This window comes from Flavobacterium swingsii, from assembly GCF_900111965.1.
Lineage (GTDB): Bacteria > Bacteroidota > Bacteroidia > Flavobacteriales > Flavobacteriaceae > Flavobacterium > Flavobacterium swingsii.
Genome location: NZ_FOJT01000006.1, coordinates 241,775 through 264,542, shown reverse-complemented (window position 1 = coordinate 264,542; position 22,768 = coordinate 241,775). Strand labels below are relative to the sequence as shown.

The 22,768-nt window shown below is 31.0% G+C and carries 21 protein-coding genes and 1 other RNA gene; 13 read left to right on the top strand and 9 right to left on the bottom strand.

The window, feature by feature from the left end; all coding sequences use genetic code 11:
• Window positions 1-1,598 (bottom strand): HYR-like domain-containing protein (locus BM053_RS11950; RefSeq protein WP_449404135.1); only part of this gene is annotated, 1,598 nt, incomplete at its 3' end.
• A gap of 352 nt (window positions 1,599-1,950) precedes the next feature.
• Between BM053_RS11950 and BM053_RS11945 the strand changes: the two genes are divergently transcribed.
• From BM053_RS11945 to BM053_RS11930, 4 genes are all read left to right on the top strand, one after another.
• A complete protein-coding gene (locus BM053_RS11945) occupies window positions 1,951-2,436 on the top strand; it encodes a SixA phosphatase family protein (RefSeq protein ID WP_091477673.1) in 486 nt (161 codons plus the stop codon).
• The gene (ppk1, locus tag BM053_RS11940; protein WP_091477671.1) at window positions 2,436-4,541 is read left to right on the top strand and encodes a polyphosphate kinase 1; all 2,106 of its coding nucleotides are present in this window, start codon (window positions 2,436-2,438) and stop codon (window positions 4,539-4,541) included. The genes BM053_RS11945 and ppk1 overlap by 1 nt, the downstream gene beginning before the upstream one ends.
• 94 nt (window positions 4,542-4,635) lie before the next feature.
• Window positions 4,636-5,526, top strand: coding sequence for a Ppx/GppA phosphatase family protein (locus BM053_RS11935; protein ID WP_091477669.1), 891 nt, complete (start codon window positions 4,636-4,638; stop codon window positions 5,524-5,526).
• Window positions 5,513-5,725, top strand: a complete 213-nt coding sequence (locus BM053_RS11930) for a hypothetical protein (RefSeq protein WP_091477667.1) — start codon at window positions 5,513-5,515, stop codon at window positions 5,723-5,725. The genes BM053_RS11935 and BM053_RS11930 overlap by 14 nt, the downstream gene beginning before the upstream one ends.
• A gap of 12 nt (window positions 5,726-5,737) precedes the next feature.
• Here BM053_RS11930 and BM053_RS11925 read toward each other — a convergent pair whose 3' ends face one another.
• The 4 genes from BM053_RS11925 to BM053_RS11910 all read right to left on the bottom strand — a co-directional run bounded on the left by BM053_RS11925 (window position 5,738) and on the right by BM053_RS11910 (window position 8,873).
• The gene (locus tag BM053_RS11925) at window positions 5,738-6,208 is read right to left on the bottom strand and encodes a DNA polymerase III subunit gamma/tau (RefSeq protein ID WP_244148529.1); all 471 of its coding nucleotides are present in this window, start codon (window positions 6,206-6,208) and stop codon (window positions 5,738-5,740) included.
• Between the two features lie 194 nt (window positions 6,209-6,402).
• Window positions 6,403-7,488, bottom strand: a complete 1,086-nt coding sequence (gene dnaX, locus BM053_RS11920; protein ID WP_091477664.1) for a DNA polymerase III subunit gamma/tau — start codon at window positions 7,486-7,488, stop codon at window positions 6,403-6,405.
• 81 nt (window positions 7,489-7,569) lie between these two features.
• Window positions 7,570-8,301 carry a hypothetical protein gene (locus tag BM053_RS11915; RefSeq protein WP_091477662.1) on the bottom strand — a complete coding sequence of 244 codons (732 nt, stop codon included), beginning with the start codon at window positions 8,299-8,301 and terminating at the stop codon, window positions 7,570-7,572.
• A gap of 20 nt (window positions 8,302-8,321) precedes the next feature.
• On the bottom strand, window positions 8,322-8,873 hold the full coding sequence (locus tag BM053_RS11910; protein ID WP_091477660.1) for a hypothetical protein: 552 nt from the start codon (window positions 8,871-8,873) through the stop codon (window positions 8,322-8,324).
• 257 nt (window positions 8,874-9,130) lie between these two features.
• Here BM053_RS11910 and rnpB point away from each other — a divergent pair.
• An RNA gene (rnpB, locus tag BM053_RS11905) (RNase P RNA component class A) lies at window positions 9,131-9,466 on the top strand.
• On the opposite strand, the gene BM053_RS11900 is transcribed toward rnpB, so the two are convergent.
• Entirely contained in the window at window positions 9,465-10,154 is a 690-nt protein-coding gene (locus tag BM053_RS11900; RefSeq protein WP_091477658.1) for a response regulator transcription factor, read from the bottom strand. The genes rnpB and BM053_RS11900 overlap by 2 nt on opposite strands.
• Before the next feature lie 102 nt (window positions 10,155-10,256).
• A complete protein-coding gene (locus tag BM053_RS11895; protein WP_091477657.1) occupies window positions 10,257-11,615 on the bottom strand; it encodes a sensor histidine kinase in 1,359 nt (452 codons plus the stop codon).
• 120 nt (window positions 11,616-11,735) lie between these two features.
• On the opposite strand from BM053_RS11895, the gene BM053_RS11890 reads away from it, so the two are divergent.
• Window positions 11,736-13,838 carry an outer membrane beta-barrel family protein gene (locus BM053_RS11890; RefSeq protein ID WP_091477656.1) on the top strand — a complete coding sequence of 701 codons (2,103 nt, stop codon included), beginning with the start codon at window positions 11,736-11,738 and terminating at the stop codon, window positions 13,836-13,838.
• Here the strand turns inward: BM053_RS11890 and rsmD are convergent, their stop codons facing one another.
• The gene (rsmD, locus tag BM053_RS11885) at window positions 13,839-14,423 is read right to left on the bottom strand and encodes a 16S rRNA (guanine(966)-N(2))-methyltransferase RsmD (protein WP_091477655.1); all 585 of its coding nucleotides are present in this window, start codon (window positions 14,421-14,423) and stop codon (window positions 13,839-13,841) included. It abuts the gene before it with no gap.
• A complete protein-coding gene (locus BM053_RS11880; RefSeq protein ID WP_091477654.1) occupies window positions 14,414-15,238 on the bottom strand; it encodes a DUF3822 family protein in 825 nt (274 codons plus the stop codon). Before BM053_RS11880 ends, rsmD begins: the two co-directional genes overlap by 10 nt.
• A 293-nt stretch (window positions 15,239-15,531) precedes the next feature.
• On the opposite strand from BM053_RS11880, the gene BM053_RS11875 reads away from it, so the two are divergent.
• The 7 genes from BM053_RS11875 (at window position 15,532) to BM053_RS11845 (ending at window position 22,726) form a co-directional block, all read left to right on the top strand.
• Window positions 15,532-16,953: an ATP-dependent DNA helicase gene (locus BM053_RS11875; RefSeq protein ID WP_091477653.1), complete on the top strand. Its 1,422-nt coding sequence runs from the start codon at window positions 15,532-15,534 to the stop codon at window positions 16,951-16,953.
• Between the two features lie 216 nt (window positions 16,954-17,169).
• On the top strand, window positions 17,170-17,727 hold the full coding sequence (locus BM053_RS11870) for a DUF4126 domain-containing protein (protein ID WP_091477707.1): 558 nt from the start codon (window positions 17,170-17,172) through the stop codon (window positions 17,725-17,727).
• 6 nt (window positions 17,728-17,733) lie between these two features.
• Window positions 17,734-18,273, top strand: coding sequence for a hypothetical protein (locus BM053_RS11865; protein WP_143076487.1), 540 nt, complete (start codon window positions 17,734-17,736; stop codon window positions 18,271-18,273).
• A 7-nt stretch (window positions 18,274-18,280) separates the two neighbouring features.
• On the top strand, window positions 18,281-19,006 hold the full coding sequence (kdsB, locus tag BM053_RS11860; protein WP_091477651.1) for a 3-deoxy-manno-octulosonate cytidylyltransferase: 726 nt from the start codon (window positions 18,281-18,283) through the stop codon (window positions 19,004-19,006).
• 40 nt (window positions 19,007-19,046) lie between these two features.
• On the top strand, window positions 19,047-20,282 hold the full coding sequence (locus BM053_RS11855) for an HD domain-containing protein (protein ID WP_091477650.1): 1,236 nt from the start codon (window positions 19,047-19,049) through the stop codon (window positions 20,280-20,282).
• Between the two features lie 33 nt (window positions 20,283-20,315).
• On the top strand, window positions 20,316-21,335 hold the full coding sequence (lpxD, locus tag BM053_RS11850) for a UDP-3-O-(3-hydroxymyristoyl)glucosamine N-acyltransferase (RefSeq protein WP_091477649.1): 1,020 nt from the start codon (window positions 20,316-20,318) through the stop codon (window positions 21,333-21,335).
• Window positions 21,336-21,337: 2 nt separating this feature from the next.
• On the top strand, window positions 21,338-22,726 hold the full coding sequence (locus BM053_RS11845; protein ID WP_091477648.1) for a bifunctional UDP-3-O-[3-hydroxymyristoyl] N-acetylglucosamine deacetylase/3-hydroxyacyl-ACP dehydratase: 1,389 nt from the start codon (window positions 21,338-21,340) through the stop codon (window positions 22,724-22,726).
• Window positions 22,727-22,768: the final 42 nt, after the last annotated feature.

Genomic DNA, 22,768 nt, shown 5'->3' with positions numbered 1-22,768 from the left:
GAAGTATTGTTTCCCGCACAATCCGTTACTGACCAATTTCTAGTGATGGTATATTCCGCAGCGCAAGCATCATCTTGACCTACAATATTTTGAGTGTAAACCACTGAAACATTGTTATCACAATTATCAGAAGCAGTCAAAACTACTGGTGCCGGAACGTTGTCACATTGTACCGTTACATCACCTGGAAGTTGTCCGATTAAAACGGGATTGGTAGTATCTTCTACATTAATAATTTGTGTGTGTGAAACTGGATTACCACAGGCATCGATAAAAGTCCAAGTTCTATTAATTGTATATTCACTTAAGCAACTTGTCGGAACTGTAGCATTAGTTCCGAAAACAGTAATTAATCCAGTACAATTATCTGTAGCTGTTAATTGAATATTTGCAGGAACTTGATCGCAAGAAACAGTAATGTTTTGAGGTAAAACGATTGGTAATATTGGAGGTGTAGTATCACTAACTTTAATGTTCTGTGCGCAAGTGCTAAAAGGAACTCCGTTGAACAATAAAATATAAGTTCTTGTAAAATCTGCTCCATCACCATCTGAACAAATCAATGTGTCACCAGAATCACTACTTGTCATAGTAACCGTTTTGCCACAGGCATTATAGTTAAATACCGATTCTGGATTTGTAAGTGGACTTGGAATAGTACATCCCTCTACATTTATAGGTGATAATAAACAAGTAGCAGATGGAACACAACAAGATGCTACAGAAACTGTTGTTGGTAATCCAGAAGCTGTTGTAGGAGGAGTATTACAATCAATTACGGTTAGCACAACTTCATAATCTCCAGCTCCCCCATAATTTGAAAAATCTATTGTTATAGAGCTGCCAAAAAAAGGAGAATCCGGTAAAGTTGGATTAGAAATTGGCACTCCATTTTTTGTGATATCCCATTTATAAGATGAGTAAGGAGGAGGAAGTGCACAATTAACTCCACCAGTAGTTGTAGAAGTAAAAGTATAAGTTTGCGCTGAATTATTAGTATTAGGAGGGCAAATACCAACTGCTGTAAAATTAGGTTTTATAGGAGTTATTACAACCATATTTGTACTAACGTCATATTTAAAACAGTGAGGACCAAGGTCACAATCACCAACGTTGCAAATATTATTAGCAGCTGAACTTCCCCAACCTATAAATATATTTTTAAGTGATAATACTTCCCCACAAGTCCATTGAATTGAATTGGGTGTATTAGGCATATAAATATAAAATGTCCCTGAACCAGTCTCAAGACAGCTTTCATAACGAATGTGTTGCTGAAAATTGTTATTAACAAAAACATCTGCTTCAATCTGCGTTCCATAACGTGTGGTAGCATTTTGATCAAGAGTGATCTTTAAATATCCATCAATCGCAGAACCTGTTAAACATGATGTCGGAAGAGGTAAAAAGCCACCAGAACCATCAGGTATTATAGATACCAATTTGACTTCCTTTATCCCTATATCGTTTGAATTACAGCTATTACAACCATAAGTAGTAGATTGAGAGAAAGAAAAATTGGAATAGAATGCTAATGAAAATAATAAAATTAGTTTCATTAAACTTTTTTTCGATAATAAATAAGTAATATTTTTCATAAACTTTACTTTTTTTAGTTTAAAAAAATGATATAGGTATGACTAATTATAACTACATTTAGTTATAAGAAATTAATAACGCAATTAGAAAATTGCTATAACAGATTTTGTTAAAAAAGTAAAATAAATTCTAAAGTGGTATTTTGAACTTACTTTGTATTGGAAATTTGTTTCAATTGATTTTCATCAACTTCAACGAGGCTAAATTAAATGATAAATGATAAAGTCGAATAAATATTAATGCTTTTTCGATGAAAGTGTAAATAAAACCTATGAATTAACATTTTATTTGTAATTCATAAAATAAAGTAACGGAATATTAATAATCATAATAATTAATTTTAGTTAGCATATGAAATCACTAATTTTAGTTAGACACTCAAAATCAAGTTGGGATTTACCAGTTTTAGATATTCAAAGAACGCTAACCGAAGCTGGAATTCTGAATATTCAGAAAGTAGCCATAATTGCAAAAGAAATTTTGCCTAACAAATGTGTAATATGGAGTAGCAATGCCGTGAGAGCCTCTCAAACTGCATTATTGTTTTGTAAACAAGCCTTTATAAATGAAACTAAAATAGAATTTAAAGACAATCTTTATACTTTCGATGAAAATCAACTCGAAAAAGAGATAAAAAAATGCGATAATACTATCGAAAACCTAATTCTTTTCGGACATAATGAGGCAATTACAAATTTTGTTAATAAATTTGGAGATAAATACATAACAAACGTCCCAACAGCAGGATTTGTTTACTTACAATTTGAGCAAAATAGCTGGAAAGATATTAATAAAGGAAAAACGATTCGAACCATTTTTCCTAAAGAAATAGATTAATGATAATTACTGAAAACAGATATATTGACAAAGAAAAAAGTTGGCTAGCTTTTAATTTTAGAGTTTTACAAGAAGCTGCAGATGAGCGAGTTCCGTTATTAGACAGAATGCGATTTTTAGGAATTTTTTCAAATAATTTAGATGAATTTTTTAGAGTTCGCTATGCTGCAATTCGTCGATTGAGTTTAGCAGGAGAAACTGCCGAGAAAATTTTGGGAGGAATCTCCTCTCAAAAATTACTAAAAGAAATTACCCAAATCGTAATCGATCAGCAATCAGAAAGTTTACGAATTTTAAGTAATATTGAAAAAGAACTCGAAAAACAGAACGTTTATATCATCAATGAAACCGAAATTTCTAAAGAACAAGAAAGTTTTGTAAAAGATTATTTTATACAAAAAGTAAGCCCAGCATTGGTAACAATTATCTTAAATGATTTAGCCGAATTCCCTTTACTTAAAGACACTTCAGGCTATTTAGCTATAAAATTGGTGATGAAACCAAAGGAAACATCATCTATTCTTGAAAAGATTAAAATTAAAAAAGAAATTCGTTATGCGGTTATCGAAATTCCAAAAACCATAAATCGTTTTGTGGTTTTACCTTCGGTAAATGAAAAACAGCATATTATCCTTTTAGACGACTTAATTCGTTATAATTTACATAATATTTTCAATATTTTCGATTACGAAAGTATCTCGGCTCACATGATAAAAATTACGCGTGATGCACAGCTAGAACTTGATAGTGATTTGAATAAAAGCTTTATCGAAAAAATATCTTCAAGTGTAAAAGACCGCCGAATAGGAGAACCAGTACGTTTTATCTACGACCAAACTATCGATAAAGATACCTTGAAATTCTTTCTTCGCAATATGGAAATAGATGCGAAAGAAAGTATTATTCCAGGCGGAAGATACCACAATCGCCGAGATTATATGGATTTTCCAAATCTAGGAAGATATGATTTGTTATACAAAACCAATTTACCACTTCCTGTTGAAGGATTAAGTTTGGAAGGTAGTATTCTAAAAAAAATAGAACATAAAGATTACTTGGTAAACGCACCGTATCAGTCATTTTCGTATATTATTAAGTTTTTGCGAGAAGCCGCTTTAGATCCTAAAGTAACTACCATAAAAATTACGTTGTATCGTTTAGCAAAAAATTCTCAAATTGTAAGTTCCCTTATAAACGCCGCTAAAAACGGAAAAAAAGTAACCGTTCAAATTGAGTTACAAGCCCGTTTTGACGAAGCCAGTAATATTTCCTATGCAGAGCAAATGCAAACCGAAGGAATCGAACTTATTTTTGGAGTAAAAGGGCTAAAAGTACACAGCAAAGTTTGCCTTATAGAACGTATTGATGATGATGGAAAACTAAAACGTTACGGAATTATTTCGACAGGAAATTTTAACGAATCGACAGCAAAAGTTTATACCGATGTGACATTATTTACGGCACACCAACAGATTTTGAAAGACGTATCTAAAGTTTTCGAATTTTTTCAAATCAATTATCGAGTGTATCGATACAAACATTTAATTGTATCGCCACATTACACCCGAATTCGTTTTAATAGACTAATAGATCGAGAAATATTAAACGCAAATTCAGGAAAACCTGCATTTTTAAAACTAAAAATGAATAGTTTATCAGACAATAAAATGATCGATAAATTATATGAAGCTAGTAGAGCAGGAGTTAAAATTCAATTAATAATAAGAGGAATTTGCTCGTTAATAGCTGGTGTAAAAGGAATGAGCGAAAATATTGAAGCCATTTCTATTGTAGATAATTATTTAGAACATTCGCGTGTGTACATTTTTTGTAATAATAACGAACCAGAAGTATATATTTCTTCTGCCGATTTTATGACTCGAAATCTAGACACAAGAGTAGAAATTACTTGTCCAATTTATGATGAAGGAATCAAAAAAGAACTAATAGATACTTTCGATATTGGTTGGAAAGGAAACGTAAAAGTACGTTATCAATCAGAAAAACTAGATAACAAGTATCGAATGCGTGGTGACAATCCAATGTTTAGAGCACAACTGGAAACATATAATTATTATCGCGACAAAATTGAAGTGGTTATTTAACGTTGATTCGTTGATTTGGTTATTTGGTTAATCGGATAAAAAAATCAACAAAACGATTAACCAAATAAACGAATAACCAAATCAACAACAGAAAATGATTTCAATAAAAAAATATGCAGCCATCGATATCGGATCAAATGCCATGCGTCTTTTGATAACCAATATTGTGGAACAAGTCGGTAAAGAAACTCAGTTTAACAAAAGTGCTTTAATTCGCGTGCCCATTCGTTTGGGACAAGATGCTTTTACCGTTGGAGAAATCACCGAAGAAAATATAGACCGAATGGTCGATGCTATGAAAGCTTTCAAATTATTAATGAAAGTATATAAAGTAGAACAATATATGGCGTGTGCTACTTCCGCTATGCGTGAGGCATATAACGGAAAAGAAGTAGTCGAAATTATCAAGAAAAAAGCAGATGTAAAAATTGAAATTATCGATGGTAGAAAAGAAGCAGCCATTATTGCTTCTTCCGATTTACATCAATTTATAAAAACTGAGCAAACTTATCTTTATGTTGATGTTGGTGGTGGAAGCACCGAGTTTTCTTTGTTTTCTAACGGAAAAATGGTTGTTTCAAAATCATTCAAAAACGGAACAGTTCGTTTGCTAAATAATATGGTAAACGACATTGTTTGGGAAGAAATTGAGAAATGGATAAAAACCAACACCGAAGAATATGATAATATTACATTAATTGGTTCTGGCGGAAACATAAACAAGATTTTTAAATTGTCAGGAAAACTACAAGAAAAACCTTTGTCTTACATGTATTTAAACACACAATATCAATATTTGAATTCATTAACTTACGAACAGCGTATTGCCGAATTAGCACTGAATACTGACCGTGCCGATGTAATTATACCAGCATTAAGTATTTATCTAAAAGCTATGAAATGGAGTGGTGCCACTAAAATTTATGTTCCAAAAATTGGATTGTCTGATGGAATTGTAAAAGCAATGTATTATGGGAAAATATAAAAAAATAATCATCACGATTGGTATTGTGTTCTTAATTATTGGAATTCTATTCGATACTTTTTTTGCAGGAATTCCAATTCAATATGCATCTCAAGAGATGTTAGATGCGTATGATAGAAACTCATTAATATCAAATTTTCTAATGATCTCAGGAATTTTAATTATTCTATTTGGTTTAATTTTGAAAAAAGAAGAATAGCCTTTTAATAACCTACAAATCCAAATCGAAGGTTTTTCTAAGCAATTCTAAAGCAGGATTTATTTCTTTCAATCTATCGTATTTTTCCTGAACGGTAAAAGCTTTTTTAGTTTCGATAGTTTCGTTTATTCGTATCTCAATTGTAATATTGTGATTGTGGAGTTTTCCTCGAATATAACCTAACAAATCGTGTTTTTCGCCATCAAAATCTATTTTAGAACTCTCGTTTGGCAACTCATGAATAATAGTGGTACCTTCTAGTTTTGGGTCGTCAAGTAATAATAAAGATTCAAGAATTTTATATCCTTTATCACCCAATCTATTGGCATATTTTATCCATTGCTCCAACATTTGAGTTTCTGTAAATGGCTCTGTTGGTAATTCGTCGTGGTGTTTTTCTATAGGTTTTAGCTGCGCTTCAAGTTCTCGTTTGGCCTGAATGCTTTTCATTGACAAAGCAGAAACTTTCGGAGCATTTGTCATCGAATTGGGCGAAGTAACCAAATCAACCTTAGGTTTTTGAACTACTTCTATAGGTTTCTGAATCTCTTCAACGATAGGATTTACTGTTATAGGTTCATTGACAATCGCAACTTCTGAAACATTTTCGGGTATTTGATTACTGATTTTAACCTCAGTAATCGAGAACCCTGAATTCCGATAAAAAGTAGGTGGAATTATATATTGTTTAGCTTTTTTTTTTCTCCATCAAAAGTGATAGAGGCTAATTGCATCAAACAAAGTTCTACGAGTAATCGCTGGTTTTGAGAAACCTTAAATTTTAAATCACAATCGTTAGCTAAATCTATTCCTTGCAGAAGAAAATCTTGCGATGCTTTTTGAGATTGTGCATAATACATTTTCTGTGCTTGTTCTCCAACTTCTAACAAAGCAATGGTTGCAGGCGTTTTACTAACCAATAAATCTCTGAAATGAGAAGCTAATCCAGCCACAAAATGATGACCATCGAAACCTTTTGCTAAAATATCGTTGTATGCCAACAGTAATTCTGGAATTTTATTCTCCAAAATCAAATCTGTTACATTAATATAAGTTTCGTAGTCCAAAACGTTCAAATTTTCAGTAACTGCTTGACGTGTCAAGTTGTTTCCGCAAAACGAAACGACTCTATCAAAAATAGACAAAGCATCACGCATCGCACCATCGGCTTTTTGAGCAATAATATGCAAAGCATCGTCTTCGCAAATTACACCTTGACTTGCAGCAACTTCAGCCAAATGATCTTTAGCATCTTTGACGGTAATTCTTTTGAAGTCGAATATCTGACAACGAGATAATATCGTTGGAATAATTTTATGTTTTTCAGTCGTTGCCAAAATAAAAATGGCATGTTTTGGCGGTTCTTCTAATGTCTTCAAAAAAGCATTAAATGCCGCTGATGACAGCATGTGAACCTCGTCGATAATATAAACCTTATATTGTCCTGTTTGTGGCGGGATACGAACTTGATCTATCAAATTACGAATATCATCGACCGAGTTGTTTGAAGCTGCATCGAGTTCGAAAACATTGAATGCAAAATCTTCGTTCGGATCGTCGTAACCAGGTTGGTTTATTTTTCGAGCTAAAATTCTGGCGCAAGTTGTTTTTCCTACACCACGAGGTCCAGTAAACAACAGGGCAGAAGCCAGATGATTGGTTTCTATAGCATTGAGTAAAGTATTGGTAATGGCTTGTTGTCCCACAACGTCTTTAAACGTTTGCGGACGATATTTACGAGCCGATACTACAAATTGTTCCATAGAAATTTATTCGAAAGCAAATATAACTGTAATAAGTCAGAAGTCAAAAGTCAAAAGTCAAAAGTTTTGAAATGTTTTTGGTTAATCTTCTTCAAGTAATTTTTTCTCTTCATTTGATTCATTTATGGCATTTATAACAATATAGAATATTGTCAAAACAAAAACCCATATGCTTAGCCAAAATGAAATAAAACCTAAAGTATCATTGTAGTATTTATTAAATATACTTTCAAGCATTTGATATAAAAAAGCAAAAGGTAAAAGTCCTAAAGCAATTGTAGGAAGTAATATTATAAAGCCTATAGCTGATGTTAGTTTAGAAGGTTTCTCAGTAAGTAATGAAGTTACCATATTTGAAAAAGAATATGGTAGAAAGAGTCTAGTAATATATGTTAATTTATTATTGTTTTTTAAATCTTCACTAGTATATTTTTGTTTGAAAAATGTAAAAGAATGAACTTTTAAAGCATTAATTAAATCATTTTTTTGATGCTGAATTGAATATAGATTAAAAATCGCATAAATAATTAATATTGGTAAGACTTTTGGAATAATGGAAATGTCTTTAATATTTATAGGCCCAATTGAGAAAGATTCAATAGTATTTTGTCCAAAGATTAAATGTAAAAAAATTATTAAAATTAGACCAATTGTATATTTTTCTGAGCGATTATTTAGATCTTTTAAATTTTCATAGAGCTTGTCAAAGTATGAAGGCAAAAATTCATTGGTTTGATTATCAGAAATAAAATTGGCTATTGTCTCTGTTTTTTTTATCATTTCATTTATTAAATTTCTTGTGTTGTTTATCAATCCCTTTTTAACGGTAAGTTTTATTTTTTTAAATCTTCAATTTTCAATTTTGCCTCATTAAATGCCGTTTCTAAAGTTTCAACATTATCAAAAGATAAGGTTTCATCCTTGTAGTTATATTTATCAAGTTTTATAAACCAGCTATTTTTAGAATTGTCTGCATAATAGCCAATTAAAAATCCATCGGAAGTTGTAAACTTGTTTTCTAAATAATCTGGTTTTAAAGAAATGTCTTTATCGTATTCTAATTTTAAAGTTTTTATTGCTTTCAAAATTTCAATTATATCTGTATATTCAATAGATGCTGTTGAATTGGTTACATTTCTCTTAATTTGATAAAAATATGCAACTAGAATTCCACTATTAACTTTTCTAATAAGAGTTTCAAGTGGAGTTTGTATGCCTGAAACTTTTAATCCTGAAGTATTGAAATCAGTAAATTTAGTAATACTTCCAGTCTTTGATGTAAAAACTTCTAATTTTGTTTTAGTGGTTTCGGCCTCTTTCTTTACAGTTTGAGCAAACATAAAAGTAGATACAAATAGTAATGCTGAAATTAATTTTGATTTCATAAATATGATTTTTTGTTGTTTTAGTTCGGTAAACTTAACACAAACTAACTAGTTGATGCAATCTACGAAAATACTCATGTAATACTAAAAATTAACGTTACTTTTTTAATCGAAAGTTATTTGATTAACGAAATGCCCTAGCCCCGATAGCAGTGGAAATCCTTTTTTTTACACCTGACAGGTTTCAAAAACCTGTCAGGTGTAAAAAAAAGATTGTAACGGATAGCGGGATTAGCTCCTAAAAAAACTACTTTTGCAGTGCAGACCGCCTTATCGTCGTCTCGTCTTTACGGACGAGAGGGAGGAAAGTCCGGACACCAGAGAGAAGCATAGCGGGTAACGCCCGTCGGGTTGAGCAATCGATCAAGGACAAGTGCAACAGAAAGTATGTACAGGTAATGCTGTAGTGAAACCAGGTAAACTCTATGCGGTGAAATTTCAAGTATATCGGTAGTTAAGGGCTTCTCGTCCGTTGCTGAAGGGTAGAAAGATGGAGCTTGTGAGTAATTGCAAGCCTAGATAAATGATAAGGTATCGTCTCGTTTTTAGGAACGAGACGAGAACAGAATCCGGCTTATAGGTCTGCTTTTTTTAGTTTTGAATCTTAAATTCTAAGCCTACATTGCGAATACTTTCGATAGTAATTCGAGTGTCATTAGAGAAATATTTCCTAATTCGGCTTATAAAAACATCCATACTTCTTCCTGAAAAGAAATCGTCATTTCCCCAAATACTTTGCAAAATATCATTTCGTTTGATGAGTTGATTTTTGTTTTTTAGAAAAAATAAAATTAACGCAACTTCCTTTTCTGTAAGTCTTTGCGTGTGGTTACTTAACTTTAATTCTAACCTGTTTGGATCGAAAATATAGTTTCCAATTGTAATTTCATCGACCGAAATGGTAGCTTGATTTTTTTGTTCTCCTCTTTTTAAAATGTTATTTAATCGCAAGACCAATTCATCGGCTTCAAAGGGTTTTACGATATAATCATCGGCACCCAATTGCAATCCTTTTAGTTTGTCTTCTTTTAGTTTTCGGGCAGTTAAGAAAACAAATGGTGTTTCTGGATTGATATCGATTATTTTTTCGGCTAGCGTAAATCCGTCCATTTTTGGCATCATAACATCAAATACACAAATATCGAAAGTTTCTTTTTGAAATAGGAGTAAGGCTTCTTCTCCGTCTTTTGCCCAAGTAATTTGATAATTATAGAGTTCCAGATATTGTTTGAGAACATCTGCAAAATCGAAATCATCTTCGGCAAGTAGTACTTTTTTCATTTATTCTTCTGTTATAATGGCATACCGTTTAATTTTTTTTAACTGCCTAAATTTGTTATAATGGCACGCGGATGACACGGATGAAGCGGATTTACACGGATTTTAAAAAGGAATACTGATATTAAAAACAGCTCCTTTACCCAAATCGCTAATCACAGCAATGGTTCCTTGGTGTGCTTTTATAATCTGATTTACATAATACAAGCCCAAACCAAGTCCTTTAGTATTATGCAAATTTCCTTGTTCTACTCGATAAAATTTATCGAAAAGTAAGGAATGTTTGCTTTTTGAAATTCCAATTCCGTCGTCTTGAATGCTAATATTGAATTGATTATTCACTAATGAAGTTCGAATATTAATATGATTGCAACCATATTTGACAGCATTTTCTAATACATTCTGAATGGCTGTTGTAAGATGAAATTTGTCAAGAAATAAAGAAGTTTCTATTGCCTTAAATTCTGTTGCAATTACAATAGATGGATTAGAAATCTTAAAATCATTGATAATTGAGCTTAAAAAAGTTTCAGAATTTATCTTTTCCTTTTGTAACTCAATTTCATTTTCACCAAGTGAATTGTCTAAAACCTGATCTATTAATTGTTGCAAACGATTATTTTGACGTGATATCGTTGCCACTAAATTATCAAAATGTTTTTCGTTATCACGAATGTCTTTTCTTTCTAATATTTTTGTAGAAATGGCTAAAGTTGCCAATGGTGTTTTTAATTCGTGAGTAATATTGTTAATAAAATCGGTTTTGATATCACTTACTTTTTTTTGCTTTATCAATGCTTTAATTGCTATAACAAAAAGATTAATTAACGTTAGAATTGACAAAATAGCAAAGCATAAAATCATTGCCATTCGTCTCAAAATAATGGTTTCCCAATTGGCTACCGACACATACAAAGCATCTTCGGTAAGTAATTTGAAATCAGAATTTACTGTATTTCCACTTGTTGTACCTACATAATTTCGGACTAGAAAAGCATCGTCTAAGGAAGCTAAATCACCATATAATTTATTTCCTATTATTGGTTTTTCAGCAAAAATGGTGTCCGCTGCTTTGGCATTGTTATACAATACAAATTTGTTTAGTACAATGGCAAAATCGATTTTTAAATCTGGGATTTCTTCTTCGAATTTAAGTTGTAATTTATGAGTTAATTCTTTTTTGAATTGGTTTTGAAGAATGGCATTCTTAATTCTGTTTCGGGTTTTATTATCTAAAATATAATTCATCGCCAATTCGCGATACAACAAATCTTTTTTATTGAAAATAGTAGAATCGATATCACTATAATCGTTTGTGATGTCAGCAATTTTAGCTTTTACTTCAGTTCTAAATTGCGCTACTTTATAATCATAAGTAGTTTTTACCAAATAAAATTGCATGGTAGAAAGTGCCAAAAGCACCACCACAGAAAACAGAATTAATAAGTTGATTTTCTTCTTCATCGCTTCAAAAATAATTGATTTTATGGAATAAAAAAGACATTAACCTAGCATTAACCTTCAATTAACTTTCAGATTCAAATTTTGAAAGCATTTTTGCATCGATAATTGAAAAAAATAATAATGAAAAAATTACTAACAATACTTTTAAGTCTAATTATTTCAGATTTGGCATTGGCACAAAATGAAGCTAAAAATGATACAATCTCTAAAAAATTAGAAGAAGTAATCCTGAAAAATGAAAAGAAAGTTTTTACTAATAAAAATGGAAATCTGAAAATTGATGTTGCAAATTCGATATTAAAATCAGTTCCGAATACAATCGATTTATTATCAAAACTGCCAAATGTAATTATTGGTGCTGATAAAGAAACTATTAGTATTGTTGGAAAAGGGAATCCGTTAATTTATATAGACAATCAAAAAGTAACCACAAACGATTTAAACACATTGTCTGTAGATGAAATTAAAAACATCGAAATTATAAATAATCCATCAGCAAAATATGAAGCCGAAGGTAGAGTCGTAATATTAATTACAAGAAAATTGAGTAAAAAAGAAGGATTCAAAATCAATTTGACAGAAACTGCTTCCGTCAAAAAAGGATTTAATAATTATTTGGGCTTCAATTCAAGTATCAAAAAAAAGAAATTAGAATTGAAAGCAAATTTCAATTACAATCAGTTAAATGTTTGGGAAAGGCACGATATAAAATACGAGATTCCGGAGGCAAATATTATTTCAAATTACGACGTAGAAGCTTATACTAAAAGGCCTCAGTTCATTTTTGGAAGTGGATTATTTTATAAAATAAACGAAGACGATTATTTTTCTATCAGTGGAAATGCGAGAATGCAAAAAGACTTCTTCGATATAAATACAAAAACTTACAACAAACAAAATAATATTGAAAACAATATTTTAACACGAAGTGACAACGGAGATAATCGAGCTTTTATAAATTCTTTTGCAAATTATTCTAAGAAAATAAAATCGATAAATACACAATTATTTTCAGGGATTCAATTTTCTAATTTTAATAAAAAAATAACTACGTTAGTCGAAAATAGTTATAATGATTCTCCTTTTGAATCAGCACAAAATAGAAACCAGAAATTTAATGTTTCCGTTATTTCTGGTAGAACCGATTTAGAAAAAACGTTTAAAAACGAGATGAAATTAGAAGTTGGTGGTTTATTTCTGAATGCTAATGCGAAGACAAATTCTGATGTTTCAGATTTAATTAATTTCGCTTCATCAACATCAAAATATAATTTTAAAGAACAAAATATTTCAGGTTATTCACAAATTTCAGGTAAAATAAAAAAGTTACAATATTCCGCAGGTTTTAGAGTTGAAAACACCAATATTATTGGAAAATATACAACTGAAATTTTGCCTTTAATTAAAAAAGATTACACTAATTTTTTCCCGAAAGTGCAATTTGATATTCCTATAGATAGTTCGAAAACAATTACTTTAAATTATGCTAAAAGTATAACCAGACCCAATTACTCCTCTACAAACCAAGGGGCTACTTATATAAATCCGTATTTTATTTATGGAAGTAATATCAATTTGGATCCAACAATCAATGATGAAATTGCAGCTAATTTTCAATACAATGACAAATCGATTCGATTGAGTTATTACAAAAAATCAAATCCTGCTTATGGAGATTTTATTTATGATAATTCTCAAAATATTTTAAGCTTTAGCCAGAAGAATTTTGATAAAGAAACGGGTTTTGCAATAGATTTCACTATGCCTTTTACTTATAAATTTTGGACAGTAAACAACAGTTTGAGCTTTATTTTGAATAAAATAGAAGACAAATTAGCCATACAAAACGAATCGAAACCCTATATGTATTACTATTCCAATCACTTATTCGAATTACCTAAAAAATACACAATTTCTACAACAGTTTGGGGATTAACAACACAATATGAAGGTGCTTTTGAAAGAAGACAACCCGAGTTTTTAATGGATTTGGCTATTTCTAAAACGTTTTTGGGGAAATGGGATTGTACTTTAAGTTTTAATGATATTTTTAAAAATACGGTTTATAAAGAAAATTTTACGGTAAATAAAATTAGTTCGAAGTCACACTATTTATCAGATACGCACGAAATTTCTTTAGGAATTAAATATTCTTTTGGAAAGATAAAAGATTCAGAATTTAAAGAGAAAAGCATCAATGATAACGAGAATAGAATACGTTAATTACGCATCCAGCTCATCGTCTTCGTCACCAGTTTCTTCTTCGTCGTGTTCTAATTCGAAAAAGGTAAAAACCGAACCACCATAACCTTTATCATAAGAGAAATTCTCCATATGGTCGAGTTTGGTGTATTTAGAATGTTCGATAACCATCATTCCGTCATCTTCTAACAATCCGTTTTCAAAAACCAATAAAATGATTTTTTCGAAGTCTTTTTGCTCCATTCCGTAAGGTGGATCGGCAAAAATAATGTCGTAACTGGCTTTGTTTTTTTCTAAGAAAGCGAAAACATCACTTTTTATTGGAGTAATATCAAAATCGAATTCTTTGGTTGTTTTTCTAATAAAATTCACGCAACCCATATCGCCATCGACACTCGTAATGGGTTTGCAACCTCGAGAGGCAAATTCGTAACTGATACTTCCTGTTCCTGCAAATAAATCCAGAACACGAAGCTCGGTAAAATTGAAATTATTATTTAAAATATTAAATAAAGCTTCCTTACACATATCAGTCGTAGGGCGAACTGGCAAGTTTTTTGGTGGACTAATTCGTCTTCCTTTGTATTTTCCTGAAATTATTCGCACGTGTGTATGGGTATAAAATTTTGTAAATATTCTTGTTGTGAAATGTTGTTTTCTATATTGTTATTGTCATAAAATAAAGACACATTTCGTATGTATTTGTAAGCACTTTGGTATAAATTACTTTCTTTTGAAACCGTTCCGAAAAGTTTCGTTAGTACAGTTTCTGGATTCAAATTAAGCTGTTCGATAACAAAAAGTAAGTAGTAAATAAAATCTTCTTCGGTTTTATAATCGAATGTATTAAAAAGTAAAAGCTTCTGATTTTTAACCGCTATAATCTGAAAATTATCAGTTTGAATGTGAACATACAACTGAGTTTGATCGATGTTTTTAGAAAATTCTAATACTTTTTTGACTAAAATGGTAAACGAATGCTTGTAATTGAAGCTTCCAAAACGATCTATCAGAAAATTATTAATATTCACATACGGAATATAAACAGTAACCATATCGTTGTTTGTAACCAAATCGTAAGCAAAAAAATCGGAATCAAAAACCTTTGTATTGTATTGTAAATAGCTGGCTAAATACTGCACATCAAACAAAACTGATGGCACAAAAGTGAGCAAATTATTGTTGTGTAAAACCGTAATTTCGTCAAAAGATGTATTTAATTCTGGAGTTTCATTAAAAACTTTAATTAAAGATTCTTCAATTTCTTTTGGATTAGAAATTTTATCAAACGAAAAACTACGAATGGTTTCAATTTTATCCTTCAACGTATCTTTTATACAAAAAGAAACCTCAGTTAATGACACTTGAAGTACTAAATTTTTATATTTTTTTTCGAGAATTGTAGCGTTAGCGGAAGACATAATGGTTTTAAATCATTGATAGGCAAATCTACAATTTTTTTATGATTATCCTTAATTAGTATAAAAATGATTTTACCACAGATTAATGTTTGAATGAATTATTTATTCCTCTTTGCGACTCTGCGACTTTGCGTGAATTTATCACGCAGAGCCGCAGAGTCGCAAAGTAATATTAAACATTGCAACAGACGTTTTTTATAAAATCTGTGAAAATCCTTTAAATCTGTGGCGAAAAAGACAAACAAGTTAATTTTGATGTGTATATTTGAAATATAATATTTTATCAAAAATAAATGAGTGCTTCCTTGTTTTACAGTGTTTTACAAAAAAAATTTCCTTTTAAACCCACCGTAAAACAAGATATTTTCTTTCAGCAAATTGCAGAATTTATTACAAACAGTAATAAAGACGAAATTTTTGTGCTAAAAGGTTATGCAGGAACGGGAAAAACAACCGTGATTTCGACGATTGTAAATAACTTAATCGAAATTAATAAAAAGTACGTTTTACTTGCGCCAACTGGTCGTGCAGCAAAGGTAATTGCTAATTATTCGAACAAGTCAGCATTTACAATTCATAAAAAAATATATTTCCCTAAAAAGACATCTGGCGGAGGTGTTTCATTCACATTACAACCTAATAAACATAAAAACACCATCTTTTTTATCGATGAATCTTCGATGATTTCTGATGTGAATACGGAGTCGAAATTATACGAAAATGGTTCACTTCTAGATGATTTAATATCTTATGTTTATTCGGGCGACAACTGCAAAATCATTATGTTAGGTGACACGGCACAATTACCACCAGTTCAATTAGATATATCGCCAGCATTAGATACAGATACTTTGAGTTTACATTACAATAAAGATGTTTATTCTATCGAATTTGATGAAGTAATGCGTCAGGAAGAAAACTCAGGAATTTTGCATAATGCAACTGAACTTAGAGAATTATTGAAAGATGTATTTTTTGATAGTTTCAAATTTAATCTCAAAGGATTTAAAGATATTGTCCGATTATCAGATGGTTACGATATCCAAGACGCCATCAATTCGGCTTATAGTAATTTTAGTATCGAAGACACGGCGTTTATAGTCCGTTCGAACAAACGAGCCAATCAGTACAATCAGCAAATTAGAACAAAAATTCTAGACAAAGAAAGCGAACTTTCTACAGGAGATTTTCTAATGGTTGTAAAAAATAATTATTTTTGGTTAAAAGATTCTGACCAAGCTGGCTTTATTGCCAATGGTGATATTATCGAAGTCTTAGATATTCGAAATATAAAAGAATTATACGGATTCAAATTTGCCAATGTCAAGATACGAATGGTCGATTATCCAGATCAAAAACCGTATGAAACCGTTCTGTTATTAGATACTATTTCGAGTGAATCACCATCATTATCCTACGAAGAATCGAACAGATTGTACCAAGAAGTGATGAAAGATTATGAAGGAGAAACGAAGTTTAAACAATTTCAGAAAGTAAAAGAAAATGAATATTTCAATGCATTACAAGTCAAATTCTCATATGCCATAACCTGCCATAAATCGCAAGGAGGACAATGGAATACGGTATTTATAGAGCAACCTTATTTACCTAATGGAATCGACAAAGATTACATTCGCTGGTTATATACCGCTATGACAAGAGCAAAAGATAAGCTATATTTGATAGGTTTTAAAGACGAGAATTTTGTAGAATAAAATATATTGGGCGTTACCACAAGGGTCGGGCTTTACGTTGCAATCTTTTTTGAAGAAAAATTCAAAAAAAGGATTTTCACTTCAATCCCTAACGCAAAACATAGCACTAAATAACTTTTTTAGACACAGATTATAAAGATTTCCACAGATTTCTTTATTTTTAAAAAATCTTTTTAATCCTTTTAATCTGTGGTAAAATAAAAAAATTAAAATATGATAACAACAGAAACGATATTAAGTTTATTTTTAGGAATCGGACTCGCTGCATCGGCTGGTTTCAGAGTTTTTTTACCACTTTTTGCATTAAGTTTGGCATCACATTTCGATTTTATTCCACTAAATGAAAGTTGGGCTTGGGTAGGAGGGATTCCCGCCATGATTTCTCTAGGAATTGCAATGATTGCCGAGATTTTCGGATATTATATTCCGTTTGTAGATAATCTTTTAGATACTATTGCTACACCATTAGCGGCAATTGCTGGAACAGCTGCTATGGCATCAACATTAGTACATATAGATCCCATGATGACTTGGGGATTAGCAATAATTGCTGGAGGCGGAACCGCAACAGCTATGCAAGGAATGACAACGATGACACGATTGGCATCATCAGTAAAAACAGCTGGTTTAGGAAATCCAATTGTTTCCACTGCCGAAACTGGGACTGCAATTACTTTAAGTTCATTAGCTATATTTTTGCCAATTGTAGCTGTTTTAATCGTAATTCTAATATTTATATTGATATATTGGTTGTATAAAAAATTTAGAAGATAGATGCAAATGAAATCGATTTATACAGTATTTTTTATTTTAGTATCATTAACATCATTCTCTCAAAACAATTTGTCAGAATTAAATTCAATTTTGATAAATGAGTTGAAAGGTTTAAATGATAGTCATGGTATTGTTTTTTTTGAAAAATCTGAAATAATTCAAAATAAAAAAGTGAAAAAAGATTTAAGGTATATTAAAAAACTTATTTCTATCAATAAATTGGATTATGAAATTTCTAATATTGAAGAAGAAATGAGTAAAATATTAATCCTTGATTCAAAAAAAACATTAGAAAGAATAATTCAAATAAAAACAATTACTCATACTGAAATAAATCATTATGAAATAATTCGATATAATTTTTTAATTGAATTAGATCGAACAAAAATCTATTTAGAATTTGATGAAAATGGAATAAGAAGTTATAAAATTAATAATCGAGAAGTTACAGTTAGTCGAGAAGTTGTATTAGAGTTTGGAGAAAATTTTGATGCACTTAATTTTTACAAACAAATCGAACAGGCTAAATCTATATATTTAAATTAATTATTAAATGAAAACCATCGCCGTTATCCCAGCCCGCTATGCCTCAACAAGATTCCCAGCCAAACTCATGCAAGATTTGGGAGGGAAAACCGTTATTCTAAGAACTTATCAAGCTGCAGTTGAAACCAATTTGTTCGATGATGTTTTTGTTGTAACAGATTCTGATTTAATTTATAATGAAATTGTTTCTAATGGCGGAAAAGCCATTATGAGTATCAAAGAACATGAATCAGGCAGCGACCGAATTGCAGAAGCTATTGAAAATATCGATGTTGATATTGTTGTAAATGTGCAAGGAGACGAACCATTTATCAACAAAGAACCACTCGAAAAAGTGATTGAAGTTTTTAGAAATGATACCGACAAAAAAGTAGATTTGGCTTCGTTAATGAGGAATATTACCGACAAAAATGATATTGAAAACCCAAATAATGTAAAAGTAATTGTCGACCAGCAAGGATTTGCCTTATATTTTTCACGTTCGGTGATTCCGTATCCAAGAGAAGAAAATGTTGGTGTGAGATATATGCAACATATTGGTATTTATGCTTTTAGAAAACAAGCTTTATTAGATTTTTATCATTTACCAATGCTCTCACTCGAAGCTTCCGAAAAATTAGAACAACTTCGCTATTTAGAATACGGAAAACGCATCAAAATGGTCGAAACTACTCACGTAGGAATCGGAATTGATACGCTTGAAGATTTAGAAAAAGCAAGAAAGATGTTATAATTCTTGAATTCATTTCTATATTTGTATAAATTCAAAAAAAGTGAGTAACACCAACAAACTAAAGATATTCAACGATCCAATATATGGTTTCATTACGATTCCTAATCCGTTAATTTACGATTTAATTCAGCATCCGTATTTTCAGCGATTGCGAAGAATTTCACAAATGGGATTGTCTTCTTTGGTTTATCCAGGAGCCAATCATACGAGGTTTCATCACGCTTTAGGTTGCCTGCATATTATGCAAAAAGCGATTCAAGTACTTCGATTTAAAAACACAATAATTTCTCCGGAAGAAGAAAACGCCTTATATATTGCCATTTTACTCCACGATATTGGTCATGGTCCGTTTTCTCATGCTATGGAACACAGTATTGTAGAAGCCGTACATCATGAAGAAATTTCATTATTGTTTATGAATAAATTGAATGTCGAATTCGACGGACAATTAAGTTTAGCTATTCAGATTTTTAAAGAAGAATATCCTCGAAAATTTATGCTACAACTCATTTCTAGCCAATTAGATATGGATAGAATGGATTATTTGAAACGTGATAGTTTTTATTCTGGTGTCGAAGAAGGAAAAATAAACTCCGACCGATTAATTCAGATGATGAACGTCGTTGATGATGTATTGGTTATTGAAGAAAAAGGAATTTATTCAGTCGAGAAATTCTTAATGGCAAGAAGACTAATGTATTGGCAAGTATATTTACATAAAACCAGTCTAGTTGCCGAACTTACATTAACAAACACGCTAAAAAGAGCCAAAGAATTATACCAAAAAGGAATTGCAATTACCTGCAGTGACAATTTGCTTTTCTTTATTGAAAACAAAATAAGTTTAACCGATTTCAATGATGATATTCTTAATAAATTCGCACAATTAGATGATACAGATATTGTTGGGGCTATAAAACATTGGCAAAACCACCCAGATTTCACACTGAGTTCATTAAGCAAAATGATAATAAACAGGGATTTATTAAAAATTAAAATGAATGAAGACAAATTTTCTAAAGAAGAAGTTCAGGAATTAACCGAACAATTTTCTAAAACAAATAATATTGGGTTACAAGAAGCGAAATATTTTGTTTTTAAAGGAAAAATAAGAAATCAAGCGTATAGTAAATCGGCTGAACCTATACGAATACTCAAAAAAGATGGTTCTATAGAAGATGTAGCATTGTTGTCAGACCAATTGTCATTGAAAGCATTATCTAAACAAGTGACAAAATATTTTCTTTGTTTTCCAAAACAACTCAATAAAAACTAAAGTTTCTTTTTAAATTTTTATATTTTTGTGCAAATGAAATTTACGGCCGAACAAATAGCAGGAATATTAGAAGGAGAAGTTGTTGGAAATCCAAACGCTACGGTTTCTATGTTGTCTAAAATTGAAGAAGGAACTGAAGGTTGTTTAACATTTTTATCAAATCCAAAATATACAAGTTTTATATACGATACAAAGGCGTCGATAGTAATTGTAAATAATACATTTGTGCCTGAAAATGAAATTTCGGCCACATTAATAAAAGTAGAAGATGCTTACGGTGCTTTTGCTAAAATTTTAGAATTTTATAATCAAGCAAAAAATACTAAAGTAGGAATTGAAATACCGTGTGTTTTATCGGAATCGGCAAAACACGGTAAAGATTTTTATTTAGGCAGTTTTAGTTATATTGGCGAAAATGTAATTATTGGAGATAATGTAAAAATTTATCCCAATAGTTTTATTGGTGACAATGTAAAAATTGGCAACAATACGGTTATTTTTGCTGGAGCTAAAATTCTTTCAGAAACAGAAATAGGAAATAATTGCAACATATATTCAGGAACTACCATTGGAGCCGATGGTTTTGGTTTTGCACCAAATTCTGACGGAACTTACAGAAAAATTCCACAAATTGGAAATGTTATTATCGAAGATAATGTAGATATTGGAGCTTGTACTACAATAGATAGAGCAACAATGGGATCTACAATTATTAGAAAAGGAGTAAAGCTGGATAATCAAATTCAAATTGCTCACAATGTAGAAATTGGAGAAAATACCGTAATTGCAGCACAAACAGGAATTGCAGGAACTACAAAAATTGGCAAAAACTGCATGATTGGCGGACAAGTAGGAATTGCAGGGCATTTAATCATTGGTAATAATGTAAGAATCCAAGCACAATCAGGAGTCGGAAAAAATATAAAAGACAATGAAACCTTACAAGGAAGTCCATCATTCGGATATTCTGAATATAGTAAATCGTATGTTCATTTTAGAAATCTTCCAAAAATTGTTACCGAAATAGAAGAATTAAAAAAAATAATAAAATAATTATGGTCAAACAAAAAACCATCAATAACGAAATTTCCCTTACAGGAGTTGGACTTCACACAGGAAATGAAGTAACAATAACATTTAAACCAGCACCTATAAATAATGGTTTTTCTTTTGTTAGAGTAGATTTAGAAGGTTCGCCTATAATTGAAGCTGATGCAAACTATGTTGTAAACACGCAACGTGGTACAAATTTAGAAAAATTAGGAGTAAAAATTCAAACACCAGAACACGTTCTAGCCGCATTAGTAGGTTGTGATTTGGACAATGTTATAATAGAATTAAATGCCTCAGAACTTCCAATTATGGACGGTTCGTCAAAATATTTTGTACAAGCTATAGAAAAAGCTGGAGTTGCAGAGCAAGAAGCAGAAAGAAATGTATATGTCGTAAAAGAAGTTATTTCTTATATAGATGAAGCTACCGGAAGCGAAATAATTGTCATGCCAAGTGATGATTATCAAGTTACTGCGATGGTCGATTTTGGTACTAAAGTATTAGGTACTCAAAATGCGAGTATGAAAAATATAAGCCAATTTAAAGACGAAATTGCCGATTGCCGTACTTTTAGTTTCCTACACGAACTAGAAACTTTGTTGGAAAATGGACTCATAAAAGGTGGAGATTTAAACAATGCTATTGTTTATGTAGATAAAGAAATTTCTACCGAAACAATGGACAGGTTGAAAATTGCTTTCGGAAAAGATAAAATTTCAGTTACACCAAATGGTGTTTTAGATAACCTTACCTTATTATATCCTAACGAAGCTGCACGTCACAAATTACTTGATGTAATAGGAGATTTATCTTTAATCGGAACAAGAATAAAGGGAAAAGTAATAGCAAACAAGCCAGGTCATTTTGTAAATACTCAATTTGCAAAAAAAATGTCTAAACTTATAAAAGCAGAACAAAGAAATCATGTTCCAGTTTACGATTTAAACAAAGAACCATTGATGGATATTCATAAAATCATGAGTATTCTGCCACACCGTCCACCATTTTTATTTGTAGACAGAATTATCGAAATGACAGACAGCTCTGTAGTTGGATTAAAAAATGTAACAATGAACGAAACGTTTTTTGTAGGACATTTTCCAGGAGCGCCAGTTATGCCAGGAGTTATCATTGTTGAAGCAATGGCACAAACAGGAGGAATCTTAATTTTAAGTTCGGTTCCAGATCCAGAAAATTACTTGACTTTTTTTATGAAAATAGACAATGTAAAATTCAAACAGAAAGTATTACCAGGAGATACATTAATATTCAAATGTGATTTAATAACTCCAATAAGAAGAGGAATTTGTCACATGCAAGCTCATGCTTACGCAAACGGAAAATTAGTTGCTGAAGCAGAATTAATGGCGCAAATAGCTAAAATACAATAATTTTTTTGTTGATTTGGTTAATCGTTTATTCGGTTAATCAAT

What these genes read in the sequence shown, in the direction of transcription:
- BM053_RS11945 (WP_091477673.1), top strand. Translation starts at nt 1,951, where the DNA reads ATGAAATCACTAATTTTAGTTAGACACTCAAAATCAAGTTGGGATTTA.
- ppk1 (WP_091477671.1), top strand. Translation starts at nt 2,436, where the DNA reads ATGATAATTACTGAAAACAGATATATTGACAAAGAAAAAAGTTGGCTA.
- BM053_RS11935 (WP_091477669.1), top strand. Translation starts at nt 4,636, where the DNA reads ATGATTTCAATAAAAAAATATGCAGCCATCGATATCGGATCAAATGCC.
- BM053_RS11930 (WP_091477667.1), top strand. Translation starts at nt 5,513, where the DNA reads ATGGGAAAATATAAAAAAATAATCATCACGATTGGTATTGTGTTCTTA.
- BM053_RS11925 (WP_244148529.1), bottom strand. Translation starts at nt 6,208, where the DNA reads ATGACAAATGCTCCGAAAGTTTCTGCTTTGTCAATGAAAAGCATTCAG.
- dnaX (WP_091477664.1), bottom strand. Translation starts at nt 7,488, where the DNA reads ATGGAACAATTTGTAGTATCGGCTCGTAAATATCGTCCGCAAACGTTT.
- BM053_RS11910 (WP_091477660.1), bottom strand. Translation starts at nt 8,873, where the DNA reads ATGAAATCAAAATTAATTTCAGCATTACTATTTGTATCTACTTTTATG.
- BM053_RS11900 (WP_091477658.1), bottom strand. Translation starts at nt 10,154, where the DNA reads ATGAAAAAAGTACTACTTGCCGAAGATGATTTCGATTTTGCAGATGTT.
- BM053_RS11895 (WP_091477657.1), bottom strand. Translation starts at nt 11,615, where the DNA reads ATGAAGAAGAAAATCAACTTATTAATTCTGTTTTCTGTGGTGGTGCTT.
- BM053_RS11890 (WP_091477656.1), top strand. Translation starts at nt 11,736, where the DNA reads ATGAAAAAATTACTAACAATACTTTTAAGTCTAATTATTTCAGATTTG.
- BM053_RS11880 (WP_091477654.1), bottom strand. Translation starts at nt 15,238, where the DNA reads ATGTCTTCCGCTAACGCTACAATTCTCGAAAAAAAATATAAAAATTTA.
- BM053_RS11875 (WP_091477653.1), top strand. Translation starts at nt 15,532, where the DNA reads ATGAGTGCTTCCTTGTTTTACAGTGTTTTACAAAAAAAATTTCCTTTT.
- BM053_RS11865 (WP_143076487.1), top strand. Translation starts at nt 17,734, where the DNA reads ATGAAATCGATTTATACAGTATTTTTTATTTTAGTATCATTAACATCA.
- kdsB (WP_091477651.1), top strand. Translation starts at nt 18,281, where the DNA reads ATGAAAACCATCGCCGTTATCCCAGCCCGCTATGCCTCAACAAGATTC.
- lpxD (WP_091477649.1), top strand. Translation starts at nt 20,316, where the DNA reads ATGAAATTTACGGCCGAACAAATAGCAGGAATATTAGAAGGAGAAGTT.
- BM053_RS11845 (WP_091477648.1), top strand. Translation starts at nt 21,338, where the DNA reads ATGGTCAAACAAAAAACCATCAATAACGAAATTTCCCTTACAGGAGTT.